Consider the following 25,964-nt stretch of genomic DNA (forward strand, 5'->3'; position numbering starts at 1 on the left):
TTTTTTGCCATAGAAAAATCCCCTCCCAGATAGACTGTTAAGAACATTTTATCATGTTCTCTTTTTACTCCGTCTACCTGTAGGGGATAATACCAAGTACTTACCTCTTTTTATTTTGGGAATGTAATTAGGCTTTCATCAAGATATAATAACTACTCTTTACATCATAAGAAACGTGTGCTATAATTAAATTTCAGTGTTGTTATTAGAAAACACTAAGAGGGTAATTTAAAAGATACATTTTTATTAATAAAATAATTTTCATCGTTTTTATGATGAAGTAGAAACAAGTTAAAACAACTAGAAAGAAATACGTTTTAATCACCAGGTATTTTCCTCGATTCATTTTGTTCTTCATTAACTTACTTCTATGTAGCCATTTATCTTTTGGATTTAATTTTCCCAATTGGAATTACGGACGGTTTAATTAATAAACATGTACTTATCAGCTTTCACCTGATTCTCACAGGCACGGTCTAGGAGCCGTATGGATGAGAGAGAGGCAGGGCTTTCATTGTTTTAGGTTATGGCACTAAAATTACTCTCATGCTTGATTCGACTTTATACTAAGCGAACAAGCTGGAAGAATCATGATTATGATTCTTGAATACAGTCCAGTCTTTATAAGCTCTGAGGTAGTCAAAGGCTGGATTGTGAATACTTGGATTTGGAATTGTAGGTATCCTAAGCTTTACTTAAATATTTTATGAAGAAATATGTTATAATGTATAATGAGATATTTAAAATTGGTTGTGATCTCCTGTTATTTCCACTCATTTATCTTGAGTGTATAGTAACTAATCTTAGATAAGTAAATGGGCTATACTCACATTTATTTAGATTAATCGCTAGCTATTCTTCTTTATCTTTATGGCACCGGCACAAAAAATCTGTGCTAAGTCAATTTAAATCTAAGGAGTGAGATACATGTATAGAAGAAATAATACGGAAGAAATCATTCCTGAAGAAACTAAGGTTTGGGAATGCACATCAGAAGATTGTAAAGGGTGGATTCGGGATAACTTTACGAGCAATGATGAGCATCTTTGCCCATTATGCGGTAGTAAAATGAAACAAGGTACAAGAATGCTACAAGCAATTAATAATCCGAGAAATTATTAATACCATTAAAAAAAGCTGAAGGGATTCTTCCCTTCAGCTTTTTTTTGCTACATAACCATAACTGAATATTGCAAATGTAAGAAGGATATTTTTAATGGATGTCCTTCTTCTTGAACCGCCCACCTCGAACCTCGGCAATATCACCGACGGCAAGGAAAGCAGAAGGATCGAAACTTTTTACGATATCTTTAAGTTTTGCTTCTTCAAGACGGTTTATTACGCAGAATATAACTTTTTTATCGTCCCCTGAATAGGCGCCTTCTCCAGCTAGATAAGTTACGCCTCGTCCTAAGCGATGCATGATTGCATCCCCTATATCCAAAAACTCATCGCTGATAATCCAAACAAATTTAGATTCATCCAAACCGGCTATAACGATATCCATCGTTTTATACGCTACAAAATAAGCCAGAATCGAATACATGGCACGATCCCAGGAAAAAACAAATCCTGCACTGCCAAGGATGAATAAATTGAAGAACATGACAATCTCACCAACAGAGAAAGGAAGTTTCTTACTAGCTAGAATGGCAAGGATTTCAGTTCCATCTAATGAACCACCATACCGAATTACCATTCCAACCCCAATTCCAAGTATCATGCCTCCAAAAGCTGAAGCAAGGAGAATATCCTGAGTGAAAGCTGGTACATGATGAAGCAATGTGGTAGTTAAAGAAAGGATTAATATTCCATATAGGGTAGATAAAGCGAAGGTTTTTCCGATTTGTTTATATCCAATAAAAAAGAAAGGAAGGTTTAAAACAAAAAGAAAGATACCAAGTTTCATGCCGGTGATATAAGATAACATAATGGAAATACCGGTAATGCCTCCATCGATAACGTTATTCGGAACAAGAAAAATCTCAAGGCCGACAGCCATTAATACGGCACCAATCGTTATGAGTAGACCTCTTTGTAAAACTTGCCTACGCGTCAGTTTTTTATGCTGCGTCTTCTTTTGTATAATTTCGGCTGTATTTGCGCTTGCTAGGTCCGACATTATCATGCCCCCACTCCTTTTTATATATATTCTCTATTTAATTATAAACGTATAAAAGGGATTAAAAAAAGAAATAAGCTCTCCGAACGTAGTTTGTTTTGCACGTACTCATGAATTGTAATCATTGTTCTCAGGAGGAGAACGATTGATAAACACTTTTTATTTTACTCGATACATAGGAAAAATATTTGTCATTCTATTATTTTTTTACATAGTTGTCGAAGATTTATTTATTGAATATACAGAAAATAACTTTAAATAACTCAGGAAGACAGGTATAAAGAAATAAAAGTCTTTAAGCAATTCGGAATTTACATTACAATATAGGATAATAGAACGATAGAGGTGAGAAGGTTAATGGAACAATCAATTGTATCATCCAATCCAATCCTATTTATAATTGCAGCACTCCTGACTTTCATGGCTTGCTATACCGCCTTGGATTTGCTGACAACATATATTTCGGCAGAAAAATATAAACGTCTTTTATATTTGGGAAGTACTTGCTCCATGGGAGTGACTATGTGGACGATGAATTTTGTATATGTTTTTACTTATGAAAGTGACAGGACTACGGCTTACAGCTTTTCCTTAATCATGCTTTCATTAATATTAGGAGCCATATTTGTAGGGATTGGCCTTTTGGCCATTGCCCATAACCCTTCCATGTTGCAAATGGTTTTCTGTAGCTTTATGTTTACGATGGCTCTTTTATCAAATTATTTAATTGGCCTGTATCCATTGAGTAAGTCCTTGGAACTTAATCCATGGTTGTTAGGTAGTACGCTAGTTATAATTTTTTTGTTGTTTGTAAGCGGATTTTCACTATTATTTTATAATGGAAAAGGGAGTCAACCCTTCTTAAAACCAGTCAGTACGATTATTATGAGCGGAGCAATTATTGGAGGACATTTTCTTTTTTTGAGAGGGCTTCCACTTACTCCAGAAATGGTGAATATGAAAGGACTCGCTCAATTAACACCCTTTATGCTTTATCTCGTATGCTTTGTTTCGCTTTTCATACTAGCGAATTTAATTGGCTCGAGCACAATTGTTGCAAGACGGTTGGTGAAGAGTGACAACCAAGTGAGTGATATCCGTTATGCTTTAGATCAATCCTCGATTGTGGCCATTACGGATGCAAAAGGCATCATAACCTATGTTAACGAAAAATTCATTGAAATATCCCAATATGAAGAGCATGAACTGATTGGAAGAAATCATTCAATCATTAACTCGGGTTATCATTCTAAAGAGTTTTTTTTCAATCTATGGAAAACGATCAGTAATGGACAGACATGGCATGGTGAGATATGTAATCGGGCAAAGAACGGGGAGCTCTATTGGGTGGATACCACGATTGTGCCCTTTATGAAGAAAGGAAAACCATATCAATATATATCCATACGATCTGATATTTCCAGTCGGAAAAAGGCTGAGAAGGATTTAAAGGTTTCTATTAAAGAATTGGGTGATATGTACTATGCCATTAATCAATCGTCTATCGTGGCCGTAACTGATGATAAAGGAATCATCGTCGAGGTTAATGAAAAATTCTCTGAAATTTCTGGGTACACGAGAAACGAGTTAATTGGACAAACGCATAAAATGGTGAATTCCGGATATCATTCAAGTGAGTTTTTCGAGAATATGTGGAAGACCATACATAAGGGCAAAGTATGGAAAGGGGAAATTAGAAACAGAGCGAAAGATGGTAGTTATTATTGGGTGGATACCACGATTGTCCCTTTTTATACAGTTGAAGGCAAACCCTATCAATTTCTCGCGATTCGCTATGATATCACAGAGCGAAAACAAACAGAAGAAATGCTTTATCGCCAGGATAAATTGGCAGCTGTCGGACAACTGGCTGCAGGAGTTGCCCATGAAGTAAGAAATCCTCTTACATCGATTAAAGGGTATACGGAATTCTTACAATTAGATGAAACGGATAGTGAGCGACAAGAATATTTGGATATCATTTTAGATGAAATCAACCGGGTAAATGAGATTATTGAAGAATTTTTGGATCTGGCAAAACCACAGTCCTTGAATCTGAAAACAAAGAATATCGTCCCGATTTTACAGAATGTTATCTCGCTAACTGAGTATGATGCGAAGAAGAAAAATATTATACTCTTCTTTACTAGTTTCCAAGAAGAAATCCATGTTCAGTGCGATGAAAATCGTTTGAAACAAGTTTTTCTGAATTTCATTAAGAATGGAATGGAAGCGATGCCGCAAGGAGGAGAAATGAGGGTCACTATGGAATTAAGGGAAAGGAAGGTTCATATTTCTATAACAGATACGGGAGTAGGAATCCCTCCCCATCAATTAAGAAAATTGGGTGAACCGTTTTTCACTACAAAAAAATCCGGGAATGGGCTGGGTCTTATGGTTAGCTTTAAAATCATTGAAAGTCATCAAGGACGAGTGTTTGTAGAAAGTGAAGTTGATAAAGGGACTGTATTTAACATTGTCCTCCCTCTGGAGTTGTTGCAAGAAAGAAAGAGACAAGAAAGGGAACTGGGACTAACTGTCTAGTGTTTGTAATAGTATTTAGATGACTTCATGGGGGATATTTTAGTGAATAAACTTGAAAAGGTTCATATAACACGATTAAAAGGGTTTTATCTTCTTTCTTTTTTTGCGGTAGGTAGCTTGACACCACTTTTAAGTGTCTATTTAGCTAATGAGGTCGGACTGAATGGATTTGAAATAGGGTTCATCATGTCTGTTGGACCACTGGTGATGATTTTTTTTCAACCTATATGGGGACTGATTTGTGACTGGACTGGAAAACCCACTAGGATACTGGCGTTGACTACCTTATTTGCTGGAATTTTTGGGTTAGGATATGTTTTATTTGAACCTTTTCTATTTTTAGTATGCATCTCAGTGGGACTGGCAGTTTTTCAAAGTGCCCTTATCCCTGTGTCTGATAGCATCACCTTGCAATATACGACGAGTATCAACGCGAATTATGGGAAAATCCGTTTATATGGTTCGCTTGGTTTTGGGGTTGCCGTTTTTGTGATGGGGAGGTTATCGGAAACTTTCATAGGCCCATCCGTTATTTTCTACGTATTTTTTATCAGCCTTCTTTTTGCTGCTTTTCTAGCTCTGCATTTACCCGAGGAGTCATCGCAAAAAAAAGCAAAGCTTTTCAGTGGAATAAAGGAACTTTTTATTATGAAACGTTTTGTCGTCTTTCTTGCCGTAACATTCCTGATTTTTGGTCCCAACCTGGCGAATAACGTCTATTATGGCCTATTCGTGGAGGCTAGGGGTGGAACCTATACAGGAATCGGCATTGCATTTCTGCTCGCGGTGCTGTCCGAAATTCCATTCTTACGTCTCGCAGGAAGTTGGATTCATAAATGGGGGTTGCTGCCAATCACGTTATTGGCAGGGGGTGCCTCGCTGGTCCGATGGGTTCTCTATTTTATGGAACCTGGTTTAGCCATTGTTTATATTTCATCTATCATGCAAGGTTTTTCACTTGGATTATTCATTCCAGCAGGTCTGCAATATATTAAAGAGGTTGTACCAGTTCATATCGTTACGGCAGTCACACTTTATTCTGCGATAGGGAACGGGTTCGGTAATTGGTTCAGTACATTTTTCGGCGGCATGATCATGGATACATCAGGTATTTACATGGTTTATCTCTTTTTTGGAAGTCTTTCGGTGCTTGGTATCATACTTACGGTATGGCTTATGATAATGGAGGGAAAGACGGGAGGTCAGCCCATATAGTAAAGAATTTATAATTTTTAAAGGACTTGCTCACATTTGTGAATAAGTCTTTTTTTGTTTGCTAATCCATTGAGTTTAATACGGTGCTAGTTGGTAGGTTATCTTGTTTTTACCGTGGAAGCCTACTGGAATCGGCTCATGGTTGTCATGCGTTTATGAAAAAAAGAACGGACAGTTTAGTTAACGGGGTCGACATCTTTTTATTATTGGAAATAATGTGTTTTAATGGAATTAAGTAAACCATCGGAAGGATGAATGTGATTGAGCCAAGTCAGGGTTATTGCAACAACTATTATAGCAGCGCTTATCGGACTGTTTTTTCTGTTTTGTGTAGGGTGGACACTTTACGATTACTATGGAGAAAAATCCTCTGAAGTGGAATTGAAAGAAGCGAATTCAAAATCAATAGAAAAAAATGTTCCAGATGATTTCACCTTAGTGGCCTTAGGAGATTCTCTGACTCGGGGAACTGGCGATGAGACAGGGAAAGGCTATGTGGGCCTTGTGGTCGAAGACTTGAAAAGTCGCTTTAATAACAAACCCCTTGTTCATAACCTTGGAGTAAAGGGGCAAGTATCCAAAGAATTGGCTGAACAGGTGAAACAATCGGAGATAGGTCGCCAAATACAGTCAGCGGATGTCATCATGATTACAATCGGCGGGAATGATCTTTTTCAGCAAGGTCAGACCTTATTTGATTATGATCTTGAGGTTACCAGTGAATTGCAAAAGGACTATTTGAAAAATTTGAATGAGACTTTAAAGGAAATCACTAAATTAAATGATTCAGCCACCATATTCATGGTCGGTTTGTACAACCCCTTCATCGAATTGGATGAAGACTTTGATACAAATAAAATTGTTCGGGATTGGAATAACGAAACAGCTGAGGTGATTGCGACCTATGAAAATGCCGTATTCGTACCGACTTTTGATTTATTTCAGTTATCAGTGAATGAGTATTTGTATTCGGATAGATTTCACCCCAATAAGGAAGGGTATCGTTTGATCGCGGATAGGATCTCTCCTTTAATTCAATGGGAAGGGGAAGCAAAATGAGGAATGTGACATTGAGCGTGAAGAATCTAAAAAAAACGATTGGCAAGCGGGAAATCATAAAGGGAATAGAGTTTGAGCTAAGAGAGGGGGAAGTATTCGGCTTTTTAGGTCCGAATGGGGCCGGGAAAACGACGACTATCAGAATGTTGGTTGGCCTAATTAAGCCAACATCAGGTTCCATTGAAATATGTGGGTACGATGTACGTAAAAACTTTACGGAAGCCATGAAGAATTTAGGCTGTATAGTAGAAAATCCAGAACTTTACCCATATTTAAGTGGTTGGGACAATCTGCTCCATTTTGCACGAATGCTACCGGGTGTTGATGAATCAAGAATGAATGAAGTCATTGAGTTAGTTGGTCTTAAGGCTCGGATTCATGAAAAGGTGAAGACATACTCGTTAGGTATGAGGCAGCGGCTTGGTATAGCACAAGCTATGCTAAACAGACCTAAAATATTGGTCCTGGATGAACCGACAAATGGACTTGATCCCGCAGGAATCCGTGAAATGCGCCAGTTCATTAGGAAACTTGCAGAAGAAGAAGGCATGAGTGTTTTGGTATCTTCCCATTTACTGGGGGAAATACAACTTCTTTGTGATCGAGTGGCCATTATTACAAAAGGTGAAATCATCCAAACTGATACGGTAGAACATTTATTAAAGACTCAGGAAAAGATGATTTGGCGTGTTGAGCCATTGCAAAAGGGAAGCGAAATCCTTAGTGCGTTTACGGATATAATGGTGGAATACGATTATATCGTCACAAAATTTGATGAACATAGGACTCCCGAATGGAATGCCGCCCTGAATGTTGCGGGTGTGAAGGTACTTGAAATGAATCGTAGACTTCCAGCCTTGGAGGAGTTATTTTTACAAATAACCGGAAGTGGGGGTGCTGGAATTGAGTAACCTGATTCAAAATGAAATGATGAAGTTATTGGCAAAGAAACGGCTGCTCATCATTGGAATTATCGTAGGTATACTAGTGTTGATGTTTACATACGCACAATATAAACAAGTGGAGGAGCAAAGAGAGAAGTTAGGTACTGATGATTGGCGTACTGCAGTTCAACAGCAAATCATCGATACTCAGAACAGATTGAGCTCAAGCAGGATGTTGGATGAATGGAGAGAGCAGCTTCAGGTCACCCTAAAACAGCAGCAATATTATCTAGACCACGACATTAACCCTTCAGAACCTGGGGCTGCAACTTTTACACGTATGTTTTTGGAGAATTCAATAGACCTATTCATTCCCCTTTTAATCATGATTGTAGCCAGTGACCTCGTATCCTCGGAGAGTAGTCAGGGAACGATTAAACTCTTGCTCACTAGGCCTGTGAAACGATGGCAAATACTTTTGAGTAAATATATTACTTTGTTATTGGCTGTTTCCTTGATAGTGGCGATGACCGCTTTTCTCGCTTATTTTCTATCAGGTCTTGTTTTTGGGTATCATGGCTGGAATGCTCCGACCATTACCGGTTTTGGCATAAATGGCGGAGGAGAAGTGGATATAAGCCAGGTAAGAATGGTCCAACAATGGAAATTCCTTTTGATGGATATGGGCCTAGTCTGGCTGGTGGCCGTAGTGGTAGGAACCCTTTCATTCATGTTGTCAGTACTAGTTAGAAGTACACCTGCAGGGATGGGTATCATGCTCGCCTCCCTAATATCAGGAGCCATTTTAAGCAACATGGTTTCTTCTTGGGAATCGGCTAAATATTTCTTTATGGTGAATTTAAAGTTGACCTCATATGTTAGTGGGACAGCACCTCCTATCGAGGGTATGACCTTATCATCATCTATGATTACCCTACTTGCTTGGTGGGCCATTGCCCTGCTTGTATCTTTTTCGGTATTTACACGGAAGGATGTTTTTTAATCGAGGAAGGCTTGTTGCATCAAGGCCGGTTTTTATTATTCAAAGGTGGGTATCCTTTTAAATGAAAGCAACGTTTAGTAAATCAATAAGTGGAGGGGCTTATGGATAATAATAATTTGAACAAAAAAATCATTCCAATGACATCAGTATCCAGTGGGAAAGGTCAGTTTGTGAATAAGGATTTATATTGCTTTCCTATTCAAATTGTGAATGTCGTGTTCATAGGATCACCAGATGAAAAGAAGTGGGTCCTGATTGATGCGGGTATGGCCGGTTCAGCAGATATGATCAAGAAAGAAGCTGAAGAGATTTATGGTGAGAAAATCATCCTCCAGAGGCCATTATCCTCACTCATGGACACTTCGACCATATTGGAGCACTAGTAGATTTATTGAAAGTGTGGAAGGTTCCGGTCTATGCACATATAAATGAAATGCCTTATTTAACCGGCAAAGAGAATTATCCAGAACCTGATCCCACGGTGGAAGGTGGTTTGGTCGCGAAGATATCTTGGATGTTTCCAAACGAGGGAATTGATTTGGCTGAGCAAGTTCAGCCCCTGCCAGATGACCATAGTGTTCCCGGACTTCCCGACTGGAAATGGATCCATACTCCTGGACACTCAGCTGGGCATGTTTCCCTTTTTAGAAAAGGCGATCGAAGCTTGATTGCGGGTGATGCTTTTGTTAACGTCAGACAAGATTCCCTTTATAAAGTCATCACTCAGGAAAAAGAATTGACTGGTCCTCCACGCTATTTGACAACTGATTGGGATGCAGCCAAACAATCGGTATTAACCCTAGCTGATTTAAAGCCGAGGCTTGCGATAACGGGTCATGGTTATCCGATTGAAGGAGAGGAACTTACGAAAGGTTTAGCAAACCTAGCAAGGAACTTTGATTCTATTGCAAGGCCAGATTACGGGGAATACGTAGAATAAATAAGAAACACTATTTTTCGAATAAATTAAGATCTCATTTAGATGGAGGAATTATATGACGAAAATAAGAGATATTATGACATCCGATGTGGATTTTTGTACGGCTGAAGATAATGTATACGAAGCAGCTTTAAAAATGAAGGATGGTAATGTCGGAGTTATTCCCGTTTTAGAAAACAATCGTTTAATTGGTGTTATTACAGATAGGGACATTGTTACCCGTTCTGTCGCAGAGAAAAAACCAAATTCAACAAAAATCACCGATATTATCTCCACAGACCTTGTTACGGGTTCGCCGGATATGTCAGTGGAAGAAGCAGAGGATTTGATGGCGAGTGAACAAGTAAGAAGACTGCCGATTGTAGAAAAGGAAAAATTGGTTGGTATTATCGCTTTGGGCGACCTTGCCGTTCACCATCAGACAATTTCCGAAGCGGGTATCGCTTTACATTCTATTTCTGAGAACCGAGATCAGATCCAACATTAAAAACAAAAGAACTCTGCTAGCGTTCCCGCTAGCAGAGTTCTTTTGTTTTTAAAGGTACTTATTAAACCATTCCTTGATTTCCACTATATGACGAAGACGCATTTTGGGTGACCCGCTTCGGGATACTTCATGGTTTTCATTTGGGAAGGAAACAAGCACCGCTTCTTTTTTTTGCCTTTTCAATGCTACAAAAAATTGTTCACTCTGTTCAATAGGACAACGATAGTCTTTTTCCCCGTGAAGTAATAGCAAAGGAGTTTGCACATTTGCTACATACTTTAATGGGGAGTGTTCCCATAATTTTTCTGGTGAGTTAATGACATCTCCTGAAATTTCCCATTCGGTGAAATAATATCCGATGTCACTGACTCCATAGAAACTTATCCAATTGCTAATGCAACGCTGGGTCACAGCCGCCTTGAAGCGGTTTGTATGACCGATAATCCAATTGGTCATGAACCCTCCATAGGAGCCACCCGTTACACCTAACTTTTCAGCGTCAATAAAGGAGTAGGAATCTAGAACATAGTCTACAGCAGCCATTAAGTCCTCATAATCCATTCCACCATAATCACCACGGTTGGCATTAGCGAACTCCTGTCCATATCCAACACTTCCGCGTGGATTGATGAACAATACAACATAGCCTTCATTCGTCAAAGTCTGAAATTCGTGAACATAGTTATTCGCATACATTGCATGAGGCCCACCATGAATCTCTAAAATGAGGGGATACTTTTTATTATCCACAAATTCACATGGCTTCATGATCCAGCCGTGGATGAGGGTATCATCTGTTGAACGGAAGGAAATGGGCTCGGCAATAGCTATAGTTTTATCCTGTAAGTATTCATCGTTTACAAAGCTGATCTGTTCTTTATCGCCAGTCATGAGGTTATAAACAAATAAATCACCGGGATGAACAGGTGTACTTATGGCTACGATGGCATGATGGCTATCCGGGTTGATTGTTAACCCATATACATGTTGAGGCTCGAGAAGGGAAGGGTACATGGCCCCTTCAATCGATCCATAATAAACACCGGTATTTCCATAATCACTTATTAAGAAGTAAAAGCCTTGGCTGTCATTCGTCCACAGAATGCCAGGATCCACTGCGCCCATTTGGAAATCACCGATGGCGGAGCTTCCTATTTCAACGTCCCAACCTTCCGTCAAACATTGTATGGTTTCATCCAAAACAGAGTACAACCAGATTTTTGAAGAGGTTGCACCGGCAAATTCTTTGTTGTGGCCAATGTAGGAAAGGAATTCACCATTAGGGGACCATTTTGGATCACGGTAATATCCAGAGCTGCCAGTTACTTTTCGGGAAATTTTCGTCTTGACATCCATAATGTAGATATCTGTGAATAGGTCCAAATCACTCTTCCCCGGTTCACCGCTAACATAAGCGATTTGAGAACCATCTGGAGACCAGGCATTTGGGTGACTGTCCGTCAGATTTTCCGTTAGTAATTTGAATTCACCATTTACTATATCCACCAAGACGAGTTGACTATAGTGATGATTGAAATATCCTCTGTCATCCCATTTGTATTTTATCTGATCATAACGCTGTACATCTTTGCATGAGGTTTCTTCTTCTCTTTCGGATAACAACGCCTTATTTTCAGGTACCATAGTGGATAGCAGCAGTTTTCTCGAACAAGGGGACCAGATGGGATTGGTTGCTCCATCGAGGAAATGCGTCAGCTGTCGGCACTCCCCACCGATTGAATGAATGATATGAACTTGTTTTTTTCCAGAACGGTCTGATAAGAAGCTAATGTACTTTCCGTCTGGTGACCAGCCTGGTGAGGTATCACGGTGATTCCCGAATGTCCATTGTTTCGTTTCAGCGGTGATCAGGCTATACATATATAAGTTGGAGATGTATTTTTCCGTTCGTTCATCGATGGTGGTTTGTACATAAATGACCATGCTGCCATCGGGTGAAAGTTTTGGATCGGTTACAGATTTCATCTGAAATAGGTCTTCTGCTGATATTCCTTTTTTGTGCATATTCTTCATCCTTTCATTTCTCGTCTCTATGTATTCGCTACAGGGAATTCCAAATCCTTTAGTAAATATTTTACACTTTGGAAACAAGTGCACAGCGAATATTCAGGCACGAGAATGAATAAGTGCCTAGGATGAAAAAATTCCGCTCTATGTATAGGCCGGAATAGAAGAAAAATCAGTCATTTCATTACTTTGGCATGTGTTTTGTATGTGGGCGGTGCGAAGGGATTTGAAAATCATGTTGCTCCATCATTTTGTAGTGTCGTTCAAAATGTGCGTACATTTTGTCTGCCTCTTCTTTAGAAAGTGCACCATATTCCACATATTTTTCAATTAACTCCTTTTTGTCTGCTAGTATCCTTTTTTGGATAGTGGCTAATTCTGTTTTTTGGGACTCTGTGAATTGTACGTTATCCTGCTTAACGGATTGTTGGTTTTCCTCAGCTGAAGCAGGAAGGATCGGCATGCAAAGTAATAGGGAAAAGATTGCAACCATTACACCTATTTTTTTCATTTAAAACACTCCTTTTAAATTTTTTTCACCATAAGGGTACCACCCATGAATATAATCTGGAAATTATCCTGATCAAGAACTTTACATGATTATCTTTTACATTATTAACAGATTTATGTATATTTTTGTTGGCGGAAGAGTAGGTTTGTTAGTGGAAGATTGGGGTATTTTATATGTAAGATTAAATTTGCACACGCTTACGGCAATGGCTTAGAAGGATATCTGTAAGTGTTTGCAATGAAGGAAGGAAGAGAGTACAATGCTTTGGACGATAATTGGTGCCATCATCTTATTATGGATTCTCGGTTTGGTATTTAAAATTGCGGCGGGTTTTATCCACATCCTGCTTATCATTGCAGTCATATTGATCCTGGTAAAAGTATTTCAAGGTATACGCCGAAGGTAGACGTCGAGCGTAGCGCTAAATAGTAATACACAGTTTATAAAAAAAGTATCGGTTTCCTTGAATGAGGGTACCGATACTTTTTTCTGTCCCCTAATCAGGAGGTAGCTCACCCATCAGGCGTTTATGAATCCAAATGGCAGCCTGAGTTCCGTCCCCCATTGAAATGGTTACTTGCTCGGAATGGGCGGCAAGATCTCCTCCAGCCCATACTCCCGGAATATTTGTTTCTTTCGTACGTGGGTTCACATGAATATGATTTGTCTCATTTACATCAACACCAAGTTGTTTGGCAAGTGCATTATTTATTTTGTTCCCTTTAAATGCTACAAAAGCTTTTTCTGCTTCTATCCTTTTCCCATTTACCAATTGGATAGCTTGAAGATTTTGAGATTCATCGACTTTAACTTCCTCTACTTCTTCTTCGAATACAGGTATTTGGTTTTCCTCTAGCTTTTTTCTGAACGTTTCATTGATCTTGGTTTTTGAATGGTTTACATAGATGATAGCTTTTGACCAATATAAAAGGGTGAGCGCCATGTTAGCCCCCGTATTCCCCCCGCCAATGACCACTGTTTGTTTATGCTTAATTTCATACCCATCACAGTCTGGACAAATATAAGTGGAGATACCAAGAGTAGGATAGAGATTCCTTATAGCTGGAATGTTATCGGTAACGCCTGTCCCAAGAAAAATCGTTTTCGCTTCATAATGGATATCATCATCTGTGCACATTATAAAAAGATCCTCTTTTTTCTCGAGTGAGGTCACGGTACCGTCGAAGAACTCGACTCCGAACTTTTCTGCATGCTGTCTCCCTAGGCTCCTTAACCGTTTTCCGCTCACTCCTTCAGGCCAACCTAGAATGTTTTGATAGTCTTTAGCTATCAATGAACGGCCTTTCTGAGCGTCTATCACCGCTATATTGTGATTGTATCTTCCGAGTTGGATGGCAGCCTGTAAACCGGCGATGCCTCCTCCAATAATGATGCAGTCCACTTTTTTCATAAATTCACCGCCTGCTTTTAGGAGTTACCCTTTATGAGAAAAATATACCACTGAACATATACGAATAAACAAAGGTAAGACATAAAAAAGAGAGAAACCTCTATATATGGTTCCTCTCTTTTATAGGATAGCCTATTGGTCCTCTATGGGTTTGATCCATTCTTGTGCCCAGTTTTGTATCTCGTGAATCACCGGTGCAAGCGCTTCGCCTTTTTCTGTTAAAGAATATTCAATCCTGACAGGTGTCTCTGGGTAAACATCTCTTTTTACAATGCCTTCAGATTCCAAGTCTTTTAACCGTTCAGAAAGAATTCGGCCACTGATTGGGAAGGCAGATTCAATATTGCAAAACCGTTGAGGTCCATTAAGTAATTGATTGACGATCAATCCTGTCCAACGTTTACTCAAGATTTGCATGCCTTTTTCAAATCGAGGACAAAGTGTCACATTATTCATCATATCACCCCGTTGGTATTCATTATAAAGCATTTACCTCGTATGTAACAACTTTACTGAATATTATTTAGTTACTGTATAGGTTGTTATATAAAAAAGTATAGCTACTTACATATAGTAAGATTGATGGGTCGTGTTGACCAGAAATTGTCACATCTTTTAAAGAAATACTATTTCTTTAAGGTATTCTTTTAGAGATAGAGATAAGATCTATGATACGTTATTAGTATCTCAGGTCAGTATAGATGGAAGGATTAGTGGGATAGATGAGTGAATTACTACATGAAGCCATCTCCTTCATCAAGATATATCATGATGAAATGGGTAAAACAGATGAAGAAGCGATGGATAGAATTAGTCAAATCAAAAAGGAAATCCAAGATACGGGTAGGTATGAACATACGCCGGAAGAATTGGAATATGGGGCTAAATTGGCCTGGCGAAATAGTAATCGTTGTATTGGTAGATTGTTTTGGGATTCATTGCGGGTGCTAGATAAAAGGGCTCTCCAAAGTGAGGATGATATTGTGTCTGCCTTGATTGAGCATATTGAATGGGCAACGAATGATGGAAATATCAGGCCAATCATCACCGTTTTTAAACAGCAGGACATAGAAAATAAGATAGAGATATGGAATCATCAGCTTATACGATATGCCGGATATGAGACGGAAACGGGCATAGTTGGGGATTCTAGTTCGATAGCTTTCACCAAACAGTGTCAGGCCTTGGGATGGGAGGGGAAGTATGGATCGTTTGATATCTTACCACTCGTGATTCAAGTAGGCGGAAAAGTTCCAAGAGTATATGAAATCCCGAAAGAAATCATTAAAGAAGTACCAATTGGCCATCCTGAGTTTTCCTGGTTCCAGGACTTGGGTCTTAAGTGGTATGCTGTGCCCATTATTTCCGGAATGAAACTGGAGATTGGCGGTATTTCGTACTCGGCGGCCCCATTTAATGGATGGTATATGGGGACTGAAGTTGGGGCTAGAAACCTTGCGGATGAGGATCGCTACAATATGCTTCCCAGCATCGGAGAGAGAATGGGATTGGACATTCGAAGAGATTCCACATTATGGAAGGATCGGGCACTGATTGAACTGAATGAAGCGGTTCTATATTCGTTTAAAAAAGCTGGTGTGAGTATGGTTGACCATCATACAGCCGCCAAGCAATTTAAGCTTTTCGAAGAAAGGGAGGCATCATGTAAACGGAATGTAACGGGGGACTGGACATGGCTAATTCCACCTGTCTCTCCAGCAACGACGCATGTTTTTCATAAATCGTATCAAAATGAAATCGTTAAGCCCAACTTCTTTTATAAAAAGGCCCCTTACGTTAAATGAATGTTTACATTTAATGGGTGAGGGTACATATATATTAATCCAACGTTAAGGAGGAAGGTAATGATGGCATTAGCAAAGAATGTAGTACTGCTCGGAGTCGGAGTTGCCGGAGTCTCGTTTTTATCTAAAACGAACCGAGGGAAAGCGAAAAATGTATGGTCCAGTGCAAAAACGAAGGCAATGAGTTTTTGGAATAAACGTCAATCGGTAGATCCCTTAATTGAAAAGGCAGGACATCCTGACCCATATGATCACGAAGACAATAAAATGGTGGATGAAGGCGCTATGTATAGCGTAAATTACTATAATACTGTGAAGCACACTTAAATGAAACACCATCGCTTGGGAAATATCCCAAGCGATTTTTTTATGAAATGATTTTTTTAGAAAGTTAACCAATTATAGCGCTTAAGAAACTAGTCAGCATTTTCATATGGTGTGAAAAGAGCTTGGGGAATTATTTATTGTGCTTTAGAAGATTTAGGATTAAGATAAAGGAATTGAAAGGATGTGATACGAGTGGGCATCAGTTCTTATGACGACCCTGAACCCAGTAAGCAAGAGGAAGCCGATATGATGCTAGACGTCGAGACTGTTATTCTCCATGAGTATCTACTCGAAGATGGTAAATTGAGCTTTCTCTAAGAAAGAGGAGGTCGTTTGAATGATTGAGATATACAAGACGAATGAAAGCCGCATGCTGAACGTAACCGATGAAATGACGAAAGGTTCATGGGTGAACATAGTGGCACCGACAGAAGATGAAATACAATATATTTGCTCCACTTTGCAAGTACCGATTAACTTCATGAAAGATCCATTAGATGATGAGGAACGGCCTCGTATAGAGAAAGAGGATGATCATTTACTGATTATCGTCGATTTCCCTTATTTGACAAAGGATGAAGCGGACTTGCCCATTTTTGAAACGATACCAATCGGCATGATTTTTACGAATGATTGTTTCATTACGGTATCTCTCAAAGATTCACCCATTTTAACCAATTTTAAAAATAATAAAATCAAAGGTTTTTACTCTAATAAGAAAACAAGATTTGCCCTGCAGATATTATTTGAAATCTCGTCCTATTATTTACGTTATCTTAAGCAAATCAACAAGGTGACTAATGAAGCCGAACGAGAACTGCATCAGTCCATGAAAAATAAAGAACTGTACACCTTCTTGGCATTGGAAAAAAGTCTGGTTTACTTCACGACATCCTTGAAGTCAAACAAGGTTGTTCTCGACAAAATCCTCCGTTTTAATTACTTGAAAATGTATGAAGAAGATAAAGAATTATTAGAGGATGTAATCATTGAAAATGGCCAGGCGATTGAAATGGCTGAAGTGTACCTATCAATTTTGAGCGGGATGATGGATGCATTCGCATCCATTATATCCAATAACGTCAATAATGCCATGAAGTTCCTAACATCGGTTACGATTATACTAACGCTCCCGACCATGGTGGCAAGTTTCTATGGAATGAATGTGAATCTACCATTTGAGCATAACCCATACGCTTTTATCTTCACTTTATTAATTGCTATCAGTCTGGCAGGCACAACAGCCTTTATATTTTGGAAAAAGAAATATTTTTAAAACAACCGGCTTTCTAGTGAAGCCGGTTTTGTTATGAAGAAAGAATTCATGAATTCGTGAAACAAGGGGAACTTTAAACATTAGAGAGGTGAACGCGATGACTGAATGGAATGAACAGGCAGCTCCCAATAATAATCTAAAGACTAGTGATATGAAACCGAAGCGAGCTGTGGGAGGAAAATCAAAGGCAGGGAAAAATGGTGATGAACCATTAAAAAATGAGCAAATACAAGAAGAAATCCTTAAACAAAATTTATGAAGAATGAGAGACCGATATTAGGTCTCTTCCTGTCTTTAAGGAAAATAAGGACCATACATAAATTGCCCAAGGAAAGGAAATCATTAAACGTAGAGGAGGTGTGTGAAGATGTCAAAAATCGGTGTTGAAGAATCATTAACGAATATCCAAGAAGCACTCCGCGATAAAGGTTTTGATGTAGTTGAAATCAAGCAAGAAGCAGATGCGAAGAACTTGGATTGTTGTGTTGTAACAGGTTTGGAAACGAACGTAATGGGAATCAGCGATACTTCCATCAAAGCTTCCATTATAGATGCAGACGGTTTAACGGCTGATGAAGTATGCCGTCAGGTAGAAAACAAAATGAACTCCATCCAATAAGTAAAGAGTGCCTATCCTTGAATCGTGGTTAGGCACTCTTTTTACATTAACGTGGAGCGATGGAAATGTCCGGTTCTACCTCTACTTCCACGTTGCCTTTGATGGCACGCGATATCATACAAGAGGCCTCCGATTTATCCACAAGTTTTCGGGCTTTTTCCAAGTCCTTATCCGTAGCTTCATCAGTTAAAACAAGAGATGGTCGATGAATGATTTTCTTGTATGTGAATACCCCATTCGTAACATCCACAAAGGCTTCGGATTCCATCGTCAAACTGGCCTTTTCAATATGGCTTCGTTCAAGTATGGCCGCAAGCGTAATAATATAGCAAGTAGATGCTGCACCGAGCAGCATTTCATCTGGGTTGGTCCCAATCCCCGGTCCATCCATTTCCGGAGGCACACTAATTTCCGTTTGTAAATTACCTGCCTGTATCGTACCAGTGCCATTTCTTCCACCAGGCCAATTCGCGCGTAAATGAAAATGATGTAATGTCATAAGTCTCCCCCCTACATTTCTTTAGTTTAAACCTTATTGGGGGATTTTGCTCGTGTAGAGTATGCACCGTCCATAAGCTGTTGAAAATGATAATTCCAAACAGGCTGGGGCATGAGACTATTTTAAGCACAATATCGTATAGGCTTTTCTATAATAATATAGATTGTAAAAGAAATGATTTTATAATGAAGGGGCTGGGGAGTTGACTACATTGGATCTATTCGACTTGACGAATAAAACGGCTATTGTAACAGGAGGCGGGAGAGGTCTCGGAAAACAAATAGCGTTGGCACTGGCTATGGCGGGTGCAAATATTGTAATTGCTTCACGGAAACTTTCTGTATGTGAAGAAACTTGTAAATACTTACATTCAATGGGTACGAAGGCGTTGGCCATTGAATGTGATATTACGAACAAAAGCGATATTGATTCAGTTGTAAAAGAAACAATGGATCATTTCGGTAGCATTGACATTCTTGTCAATAATAGCGGGACCTCATGGTCGGGTCCGTTAGAAGATATTCCCGAGGATAAATGGGAAAAGGTAATGAACGTTAATGTTACAGGTACATTCTTGTTTTCACAGGCCGTAGCAAAAATCATGATGGCACAAAAATCCGGGAAAATTATTAATATCGCATCGGTATCAGGGCTTGGAGGCACTCACCCTGAGTTGATGGTGACCATTCCTTATAACACTAGCAAGGGAGCTATCATTACATTGACAAAAGATCTTGGTGTCAAATTAGCTAGACATGGTATCCAGGTGAATGCGATAGCACCAGGCTTTTTTCCAACTAAGATTACAAAGAAAATCCTTGAAGAATCCGATTATGACATTCTTGGAAAAACTCCGGCACATCGATTTGGTAATGGTGAGGATTTAAAAGGAGCGGCAATACTTTTAGCGTCGAAGGCTTCAGACTATATAGTGGGGCATGTTCTGATCGTTGATGGAGGCATCGCCGCTACAATCTAAACAAAGAAGAGGGGAAACATTAATGCCAAAAAAAACAGATTTTTATAAAGGGTTAAAACTCTTGGGCACTCAAAAAGAACAAGAGTTAAATGATAAAATTCGTGAGTTCATTAATAATAGGAGTTTTATTGAATCCATCAGCAACAATTCACAGCAACAGGTTCCGCGTATAAATAAGTTTCAGGAAGCTTCGGAGAGAATGTCCATCATCATGAATTACCCAACCAAACAGGATGTTGCTAATGTAGCCAAATTAGTCATTCAACTTGAGGAAAAAGTAGACAAGGTTGAAGAGCTACTTTTACATCTCACTGAAGGGGAAAAACGATCCAGTAGAAGAAGTTCACGAAATAAAAAAAGGGAAAGTACAGGGCAGGGACGTGATAAAAAGAAGATCAGTGACTTTCTTTTTGATTCCTTATTATCCAACGCCAAGGTACAAGTAAAAGGTTTATGAACATGAAGGAAATGAATAAATCAGGTCGTAAAACTATGGCGACGCCTAAATGGAAACACTTTTTGGATATTCCAAATCAGCCGATGCCGGAAATGGGCACTACACCGAGGGTACGGGTTTGGAACAAGAACAAATCAACATTATGGTATTATCCGCCGATCAAAAAAAAATATAAAGTACCAGTATTTCTCATCTATTCATTGATTAATACACCTGTAATTCTTGATCTAGGACCAGGAAATAGTTTGATAGAAGCTTTTGTTAACGAAGGCTTCGAAGTGTATTTGATTGATTTTGGTAGTCCAGGCTATGAAGACGGAGATACGACGATAGATGATTATATTATAAAATATATCCGGAGTGGGGTACGGCGTGCACTTCTTCACTCAGGTGCATCGGAAATTTCCATAATGGGCTTTTGCTTGGGTGGGACGATAGCTACGATGTATGCTGCTATTGCAAATGAGCCAATTAGAAACCTGATTCTTTCGGTGACACCCATCGATTTTAGTGATTCGCAAGTATTCGATCAATGGCAGGCATCGATGAGGGATGGAAGTGCCAATTTTGATGAAGTGCTTGACATCATGAAAGTCATACCGGCCAGTGGGGTGAAAAATGGCATTCGATTAATCACTTCACCTATTTACTTTTCTCCATATTTATCTTTGCTAAATCAAGCGGATAATGAACAATATGTTCAAAACTGGCGTAGGTTCAACGCTTGGACGAATGGTCATGTCCCTTTATCTGGTGCAGTTGCAAAACAACTAACAGATGACCTTATTATCAATAACCGTCTGGTTAAGGGACACTTGAAAGTGAAGGGTGAAAAAGCAAAAATCACCAATATTGATGCAAACGTTCTAGTGGTTGCAAGTGAAAACGACCGTTTAGTACCACAGGAAATGATTTCCCCCATAATGAAGCTTCTAAAAAGTAAGGACAAAACCTACAAACTCCTTCAAAGTGGACATGCTTCCAACAACTATGCCGGTAAGCTACCCCAGTATCTTAAAGAGTGGCTTCCTGCGCGATCTTCACCCATCAAGAAAGTAAAATAGTACGGAGAAGGGGGCTATATACCATGATAAAGGAAAATAATGAATATAAAGTTATGTCAGTGTTAGGATATTTAGGATTTGCATCGGTCATATTCTCAAGGTTTTTTGCAGGGGAACTTTAATTTAGAACAAATGAGGCTGGCTCACTCATGAACCAGCCTTTCTTTATGGAAAATATTTCACTCGCTCATCAAGCGGAACGATTTCTTTATCCCCTGGCTCAGCAGTTGGTTTTCCGAATGGCATCTGCGCAATTAGTTTCCACTTCCTCGGCAAATCCCATGTTTTTGTAACTTCCTCATCAATTAATGGATTGTAATGCTGGAGGCTGGCTCCAAATCCTTCACCCTCCAAGGCGGTCCAAACCACAAATTGTAACATGCCTGAGGATTGATTGGACCATATAGGGAATTTATCCGCATATGATTTAAATTGTTCCTGAAGATGTTCCACTATTGATTGATCTTCATAAAATAGTACAGTTCCATATCCATTTTTAAAGGAAAGCATTTTGTCTTCTGTTTGTTTAAAGTCTTTTTCATCAACGATTTTGCGGAGGGTTTCTTTGGTGATATCCCAAAACTGATCGTGGCTTTCACCTGTTAGAACGACTACTCTTGCACTTTGAGAATTGAACGCTGTTGGGGAATATTGAACAGCATGATCGATCACTTCCTTAATTCTGCTATTTGGGACAACCGCTTCTTTGCTGATTCCATAATAGGACCGTCTATCTTCAATTGCCTGCCAAAAATCTTTCTTCATGCTACTAACCTCCATTAAATCTACTACATAATTATGGTGCCTCGTAATGGTAGGAATATGTTAAGAAATTAATGGATTCAGGCCAATGGGTGTTTACTTTTGGCATTGGTGAGGGTAGGTAAGTGGGGTATAAGCGGCGAGTAAAATCCGTCTTATTCTGCAATTGCAGGCTGACTTTTTGTTTTTCTTCTATATAATAGAATTATAGATAGCTTTCACTCGATCCTCATAGAGACCGCACGGTGTTTCAACGAATTCTACAGGTTCGGCGTAGTTTTCATGGTCGTAGGGATTCATTAAGCCTAGGGGTGTTTACAATTGAGACACGGAATCGCTCGCCTAGGCATTTTGTTAGTTTGCGGTGCAACTTTTCTATGGTCCGAGTACATAGGAGATGTTCTTTCGCGAAGAAGAGATCACGAATCATATAAATAAGTATTTCTGAGTAAGAGTATGAAAATATAAGAGGAATTCAGTCAGGCTTTGGCAATGAGGTGGTCCATTCACACTCTTTGTGGAAGTGATCATGGCTATTCTTTGATCTGAGCACTAATGATAATTGAGAGGGGATAAAAAATGATTTCAATAAATCCTGAAAGCTTAAGTGAGCGGGAAAATTATAAATTTCTGACGGGGAGTTTAATTCCAAGACCCATTGCTCTTATTACGACACAATCAGAAACTGGCATAATAAATGCAGCACCTTTTAGTTTTTTCAATATAGTCAGTTCCAATCCTCCTATGCTTTCTGTTTCTGTTCAAAGAAAAAAAGGAGTCCAAAAGGATACCGCCCGAAATGCGATTAAAAGTGGGGAATTCATCGTTCATATCACAGATGAGGACATTGTTGAAGATGTTAACCAAACGGCGGCAGAGCTCCGACCTGAAGAGAGTGAATTAACTCTCACTAAATTTACCACTGTTGCTAGTGATAAAGTGGCAGTGCCTGGCTTGAAAGAAGCAAAAGTGCGTTTTGAATGTAAATTGGAACGAGCTATTCCTTTAGCGGGTTCAGTGGACGATCCAGGCTGTGATTTATTAATAGGTAGAGTAGTCTGCTATCATATCGACCAAGGCATCTATCATGAAGGAAGAATCGACCAGAATGGCCTTAAGCCGGTAGCTCGTTTGGCTGGACAAACTTATACGAAACTTGGGGAATTATTTGAACTACAACGTCCTTGATTCCCCCTCGACCCTTAATTTGACAAATGGCGATATCTATCAATAGATATCGTCTTTTTTCATAGAGAAGATTTCTTATGAATTAGGTAACCATTTCAGGTGGCATGGCTCATTTTTCAAGTACATTCTGGATTTAAAGTGGTTCTAATAATGTATGGAAGGCATAGGGTTTGATGATGTAGTAAAATATGTAAGGGGGACCCCCAGTGACAGAAGGATTACATAGTATTGACTTATCCGTACCTATTGAGAAAGTTTGGGCATTTGTCAGTGATATTGAACAATGGGCACCGCTAGTGCCAGGCTATATCAAGCACGAACTATTAAATGAACGCACCCTTATTTGGGAGTTTAAGAGTGATCTCGGTTTAATGAAAAAGAAAATCAAGTTGGCAGTTGAGATAATGGAATGGCAAGTACCAAATAAGATCACGTTCAATCTTCAGGGAATAAACGAGAAGTTTGATGGATATGGTTACTTTTTGGCTGAAAGTGTAGAAATGAAGCGAACAAAGATGACTGGGTGCTTAGATATTACAGCAAAAGGAGCAAAGGCCCCTATTATCAACGCATTAATGAAATCCCATGTCCCACAAATGACGGTTGAATTTGCTGAAACCATTGCTCAAAGGCTTCATTTGCAAAAAAGGTGATTTGGTACATTGGCTAAAACATCTCTCATGGGGTATAAGATGTAAAATACGTTTAAACTCTGGGAAAAGGGATGAACATAGTAATAAGCACGTGGTAAGATAAAGGATGTAAAGTGAAATAGGAGGTAAACCTCACATGGAATATGAAAAGCAAATGAAGAACCGTGTTAAACGGATAGAGGGTCAACTACGGGGTATCTTGAAAATGATGGAAGATAATAAGGATTGTAGGGAGGTAATCACCCAATTGTCTGCTACAAGATCTGCCATAGATCGGACGATAGGTGTAATTGTAAGCTCCAATCTTGTAGAGTGTGTACGTGAAGCAAACGAGTCTGGAGACAAGAACCCTGATGATCTTGTTAAAGAAGCAGTTAATTTGTTGGTGAAAAGTCGCTGATGATTAAAGATTCTTCTTACTTTTACATGGTAGAGGCAAATCATAATATGGGTAGAGGATTACGTAGGTATCATCAATTTTCATTAATGGATTGGATCCAGCACCGCTTATATAGGGAAGCTGGATTTTTTATTTGAAATCTCGATTTTTTATTTGAAATCTCGGGAAATGCAACTACATCTTGGCCAGTTAGAGCACGATATCGCTTTGTTATAAAAGGATTTGCGTGTTATTCTTAAAGGGATAAAAATTATGTGAGGGAATTGCCATGGAAATAACGCAAATTACATCCGTATTATTCGGTCTCATTCTTATTTTAAATATATTATTTGCCACGGTCGTAATATTTTTTGAAAGAAAAGAAGCAAGCAACACATGGGCCTGGCTGTTAGTCTTGTATTTCCTTCCCGTTGTTGGTTTTATTTTATATCTCCTTTTCGGGACGAGTTTGAGACACGCCCACTTGTTTCAGTGGGAGGACAAAAAGAAGATCGGGATTGAGGAAATCCTAAAAAAACAAATGATTGACCTTAGCACAGACGATTTTCCATATCGTAATAATTCATCGAGCCATTATCGTGATTTGATCTATATGCACCTTCGATATAATGATGCCGTATTAACGGAAGATAATCAGGTTGATATTTTTACGGACGGAAGAGAAAAGTTCGAACAACTTTTTAAGGATATTGAAGCGGCTGAAAATCATATACATATTCAATATTACATTATCCAAAGAGATGTTCTGGGCAAGCGGTTCATCGAGGCTTTGACCAGAAAAGCCAATGAAGGAGTGAAGGTCCGCTTATTATATGATGAATTGGGATCGAGGAAATTGACAAAAGGCTTTTTTAAGGAGTTTAGACAAGCAGGTGGGCGAGTGGAAGCGTTCTTTCCATCTAAGTTGAAATTCATAAATTTACGCTTGAATTTTCGAAATCATCGTAAACTCGTCATTATTGATGGGGAAGTCGGTTATGTTGGCGGCTTTAATGTAGGAGATGAATATTTAGGGTTGAATCCCAAATTTGGATATTGGCGTGATACACACCTTCGAATCAAGGGCCCTGCAGTTAAAGCCATCCAAACCCGTTTCATTCTGGATTGGAATCAAGCATCGAAGCATCATGACATAACCTATCAACCGCATTATTTTCCGACCCCTGTTTATCAAGGTACTACCGATTTGCAAATTGTAACCAGCGGACCCGATTCGGAATGGGAACAAATAAAGAATGGCTATATTAAATTAATTTCTTCAGCGAGACATTCAATTCTTATTCAAACTCCTTACTTCATTCCGGACGCAAGCTTATTGGATGCGCTCCGAATTGCAAGTTTATCGGGTATTGACGTAAATATCATGATTCCCAATAAACCTGACCATCTTTTCGTATATTGGGCAACCCTCTATAATGTTGGAGAGTTATTAAAGGCAGGGGCTAAAGTATATATCTATGATAAGGGCTTTATCCATGCAAAAATGATTGTCGTGGATGAAGAAGTTTCTTCGGTCGGGACGGCAAACATCGATGTCCGAAGTTTTAAACTGAATTTTGAAGTGAATGCTTTCATTTATGACGAAGGAATTGCCGAAAAATTGACGAAGATTTTTTATAGGGATATAGAGGTTTCCAAACCGTTAACCATAGAAGAATTTGAAAAACGTTCTAAGTGGATTCGATTTAAGGAGTCCATCGCGAGACTGGTATCACCGATTTTATAATGTGG

At 39.0% G+C, this 25,964-nt stretch carries 28 protein-coding genes and 1 pseudogene; 22 read left to right on the forward strand and 7 right to left on the reverse strand.

What is annotated here, in order from left to right; genetic code table 11:
* The first annotated feature begins 927 nt into the window (after nt 1–927).
* Nucleotides 928–1,122 carry a cold-shock protein gene (locus ACQKL0_RS08825; RefSeq protein WP_402868744.1) on the forward strand — a complete coding sequence of 65 codons (195 nt, stop codon included), beginning with the start codon at nt 928–930 and terminating at the stop codon, nt 1,120–1,122.
* 91 nt (nt 1,123–1,213) lie between these two features.
* Here ACQKL0_RS08825 and ACQKL0_RS08830 read toward each other — a convergent pair whose 3' ends face one another.
* On the reverse strand, nt 1,214–2,122 hold the full coding sequence (locus ACQKL0_RS08830; protein WP_402868742.1) for a YitT family protein: 909 nt from the start codon (nt 2,120–2,122) through the stop codon (nt 1,214–1,216).
* A 357-nt stretch (nt 2,123–2,479) separates the two neighbouring features.
* Here ACQKL0_RS08830 and ACQKL0_RS08835 point away from each other — a divergent pair, with 357 nt between their 5' ends.
* The 7 genes and pseudogenes from ACQKL0_RS08835 to ACQKL0_RS08865 all read left to right on the forward strand — a co-directional run bounded on the left by ACQKL0_RS08835 (nt 2,480) and on the right by ACQKL0_RS08865 (nt 10,254).
* Nucleotides 2,480–4,666: a PAS domain S-box protein gene (locus ACQKL0_RS08835; protein WP_427687038.1), complete on the forward strand. Its 2,187-nt coding sequence runs from the start codon at nt 2,480–2,482 to the stop codon at nt 4,664–4,666.
* 42 nt (nt 4,667–4,708) lie between these two features.
* Nucleotides 4,709–5,881 carry an MFS transporter gene (locus ACQKL0_RS08840; RefSeq protein ID WP_427687040.1) on the forward strand — a complete coding sequence of 391 codons (1,173 nt, stop codon included), beginning with the start codon at nt 4,709–4,711 and terminating at the stop codon, nt 5,879–5,881.
* A gap of 261 nt (nt 5,882–6,142) precedes the next feature.
* Complete coding sequence (locus ACQKL0_RS08845) at nt 6,143–6,940, forward strand: SGNH/GDSL hydrolase family protein (protein WP_427687042.1); 798 nt, start codon at nt 6,143–6,145, stop codon at nt 6,938–6,940.
* Nucleotides 6,937–7,851: an ABC transporter ATP-binding protein gene (locus tag ACQKL0_RS08850; RefSeq protein ID WP_427591216.1), complete on the forward strand. Its 915-nt coding sequence runs from the start codon at nt 6,937–6,939 to the stop codon at nt 7,849–7,851. The genes ACQKL0_RS08845 and ACQKL0_RS08850 overlap by 4 nt, the downstream gene beginning before the upstream one ends.
* Complete coding sequence (locus ACQKL0_RS08855) at nt 7,844–8,827, forward strand: ABC transporter permease (RefSeq protein WP_427687044.1); 984 nt, start codon at nt 7,844–7,846, stop codon at nt 8,825–8,827. The genes ACQKL0_RS08850 and ACQKL0_RS08855 overlap by 8 nt, the downstream gene beginning before the upstream one ends.
* A 101-nt stretch (nt 8,828–8,928) precedes the next feature.
* Nucleotides 8,929–9,767 (forward strand): annotated as a pseudogene (locus ACQKL0_RS08860) (MBL fold metallo-hydrolase).
* A gap of 55 nt (nt 9,768–9,822) precedes the next feature.
* Nucleotides 9,823–10,254, forward strand: coding sequence for a CBS domain-containing protein (locus tag ACQKL0_RS08865; RefSeq protein WP_402988437.1), 432 nt, complete (start codon nt 9,823–9,825; stop codon nt 10,252–10,254).
* Between the two features lie 48 nt (nt 10,255–10,302).
* Here the strand turns inward: ACQKL0_RS08865 and ACQKL0_RS08870 are convergent, their stop codons facing one another.
* Both ACQKL0_RS08870 and ACQKL0_RS08875 read right to left on the reverse strand, forming a co-directional pair.
* Nucleotides 10,303–12,279 (reverse strand): S9 family peptidase, encoded by a 1,977-nt coding sequence (locus tag ACQKL0_RS08870; protein WP_427687046.1) that lies wholly within the window; start codon nt 12,277–12,279, stop codon nt 10,303–10,305.
* Nucleotides 12,280–12,466: 187 nt separating this feature from the next.
* Entirely contained in the window at nt 12,467–12,793 is a 327-nt protein-coding gene (locus tag ACQKL0_RS08875; RefSeq protein ID WP_402958705.1) for a DUF2680 domain-containing protein, read from the reverse strand.
* Between the two features lie 259 nt (nt 12,794–13,052).
* On the opposite strand from ACQKL0_RS08875, the gene ACQKL0_RS08880 reads away from it, so the two are divergent.
* The gene (locus tag ACQKL0_RS08880) at nt 13,053–13,199 is read left to right on the forward strand and encodes a lmo0937 family membrane protein (RefSeq protein WP_402868724.1); all 147 of its coding nucleotides are present in this window, start codon (nt 13,053–13,055) and stop codon (nt 13,197–13,199) included.
* A gap of 90 nt (nt 13,200–13,289) precedes the next feature.
* Here ACQKL0_RS08880 and ACQKL0_RS08885 read toward each other — a convergent pair whose 3' ends face one another.
* Nucleotides 13,290–14,204, reverse strand: a complete 915-nt coding sequence (locus tag ACQKL0_RS08885; protein ID WP_403122732.1) for an NAD(P)/FAD-dependent oxidoreductase — start codon at nt 14,202–14,204, stop codon at nt 13,290–13,292.
* Between the two features lie 132 nt (nt 14,205–14,336).
* Nucleotides 14,337–14,660 (reverse strand): winged helix-turn-helix transcriptional regulator, encoded by a 324-nt coding sequence (locus ACQKL0_RS08890; protein ID WP_402868720.1) that lies wholly within the window; start codon nt 14,658–14,660, stop codon nt 14,337–14,339.
* A gap of 266 nt (nt 14,661–14,926) precedes the next feature.
* On the opposite strand from ACQKL0_RS08890, the gene ACQKL0_RS08895 reads away from it, so the two are divergent.
* From ACQKL0_RS08895 to ACQKL0_RS08920, 6 genes are all read left to right on the forward strand, one after another.
* A complete protein-coding gene (locus tag ACQKL0_RS08895; RefSeq protein WP_402958711.1) occupies nt 14,927–16,009 on the forward strand; it encodes a nitric oxide synthase oxygenase in 1,083 nt (360 codons plus the stop codon).
* A 60-nt stretch (nt 16,010–16,069) separates the two neighbouring features.
* Nucleotides 16,070–16,336, forward strand: a complete 267-nt coding sequence (locus ACQKL0_RS08900; RefSeq protein WP_402988456.1) for a hypothetical protein — start codon at nt 16,070–16,072, stop codon at nt 16,334–16,336.
* Between the two features lie 192 nt (nt 16,337–16,528).
* Nucleotides 16,529–16,654 (forward strand): hypothetical protein, encoded by a 126-nt coding sequence (locus ACQKL0_RS08905; protein WP_402868715.1) that lies wholly within the window; start codon nt 16,529–16,531, stop codon nt 16,652–16,654.
* A 19-nt stretch (nt 16,655–16,673) separates the two neighbouring features.
* Entirely contained in the window at nt 16,674–17,612 is a 939-nt protein-coding gene (locus ACQKL0_RS08910) for a magnesium transporter CorA family protein (protein WP_427687048.1), read from the forward strand.
* Between the two features lie 97 nt (nt 17,613–17,709).
* A complete protein-coding gene (locus ACQKL0_RS08915; protein ID WP_407408608.1) occupies nt 17,710–17,871 on the forward strand; it encodes a hypothetical protein in 162 nt (53 codons plus the stop codon).
* A gap of 108 nt (nt 17,872–17,979) precedes the next feature.
* Nucleotides 17,980–18,231, forward strand: coding sequence for a YkuS family protein (locus ACQKL0_RS08920; protein WP_402868709.1), 252 nt, complete (start codon nt 17,980–17,982; stop codon nt 18,229–18,231).
* Nucleotides 18,232–18,277: 46 nt separating this feature from the next.
* Here ACQKL0_RS08920 and ACQKL0_RS08925 read toward each other — a convergent pair whose 3' ends face one another.
* Nucleotides 18,278–18,730: an OsmC family protein gene (locus tag ACQKL0_RS08925; RefSeq protein WP_427687050.1), complete on the reverse strand. Its 453-nt coding sequence runs from the start codon at nt 18,728–18,730 to the stop codon at nt 18,278–18,280.
* A gap of 202 nt (nt 18,731–18,932) precedes the next feature.
* Here ACQKL0_RS08925 and ACQKL0_RS08930 point away from each other — a divergent pair, with 202 nt between their 5' ends.
* From ACQKL0_RS08930 to ACQKL0_RS08940, 3 genes are read left to right on the forward strand one after another with little or no spacing between them, the layout of a single operon-like run.
* Nucleotides 18,933–19,709: an SDR family oxidoreductase gene (locus ACQKL0_RS08930; RefSeq protein WP_407408609.1), complete on the forward strand. Its 777-nt coding sequence runs from the start codon at nt 18,933–18,935 to the stop codon at nt 19,707–19,709.
* A 22-nt stretch (nt 19,710–19,731) separates the two neighbouring features.
* The gene (locus ACQKL0_RS08935; protein ID WP_427687052.1) at nt 19,732–20,166 is read left to right on the forward strand and encodes a hypothetical protein; all 435 of its coding nucleotides are present in this window, start codon (nt 19,732–19,734) and stop codon (nt 20,164–20,166) included.
* A gap of 2 nt (nt 20,167–20,168) precedes the next feature.
* Nucleotides 20,169–21,230: an alpha/beta fold hydrolase gene (locus ACQKL0_RS08940; protein ID WP_427687054.1), complete on the forward strand. Its 1,062-nt coding sequence runs from the start codon at nt 20,169–20,171 to the stop codon at nt 21,228–21,230.
* 165 nt (nt 21,231–21,395) lie between these two features.
* Here the strand turns inward: ACQKL0_RS08940 and ACQKL0_RS08945 are convergent, their stop codons facing one another.
* Nucleotides 21,396–21,995 (reverse strand): nitroreductase family protein, encoded by a 600-nt coding sequence (locus ACQKL0_RS08945; protein ID WP_427687056.1) that lies wholly within the window; start codon nt 21,993–21,995, stop codon nt 21,396–21,398.
* A gap of 576 nt (nt 21,996–22,571) precedes the next feature.
* On the opposite strand from ACQKL0_RS08945, the gene ACQKL0_RS08950 reads away from it, so the two are divergent.
* From ACQKL0_RS08950 to cls, 4 genes are all read left to right on the forward strand, one after another.
* Nucleotides 22,572–23,180, forward strand: a complete 609-nt coding sequence (locus tag ACQKL0_RS08950) for a flavin reductase family protein (protein WP_427687058.1) — start codon at nt 22,572–22,574, stop codon at nt 23,178–23,180.
* A 206-nt stretch (nt 23,181–23,386) separates the two neighbouring features.
* A complete protein-coding gene (locus ACQKL0_RS08955; protein WP_427687060.1) occupies nt 23,387–23,833 on the forward strand; it encodes a CoxG family protein in 447 nt (148 codons plus the stop codon).
* Nucleotides 23,834–23,969: 136 nt separating this feature from the next.
* On the forward strand, nt 23,970–24,233 hold the full coding sequence (locus ACQKL0_RS08960) for a metal-sensitive transcriptional regulator (RefSeq protein ID WP_402868692.1): 264 nt from the start codon (nt 23,970–23,972) through the stop codon (nt 24,231–24,233).
* Between the two features lie 268 nt (nt 24,234–24,501).
* Complete coding sequence (gene cls / locus ACQKL0_RS08965) at nt 24,502–25,959, forward strand: cardiolipin synthase (RefSeq protein WP_402868691.1); 1,458 nt, start codon at nt 24,502–24,504, stop codon at nt 25,957–25,959.
* Nucleotides 25,960–25,964: the final 5 nt, after the last annotated feature.

It is taken from the genome of Peribacillus sp. NPDC097264, from assembly GCF_050277925.1.
Lineage (GTDB): Bacteria > Bacillota > Bacilli > Bacillales > DSM-1321 > Peribacillus.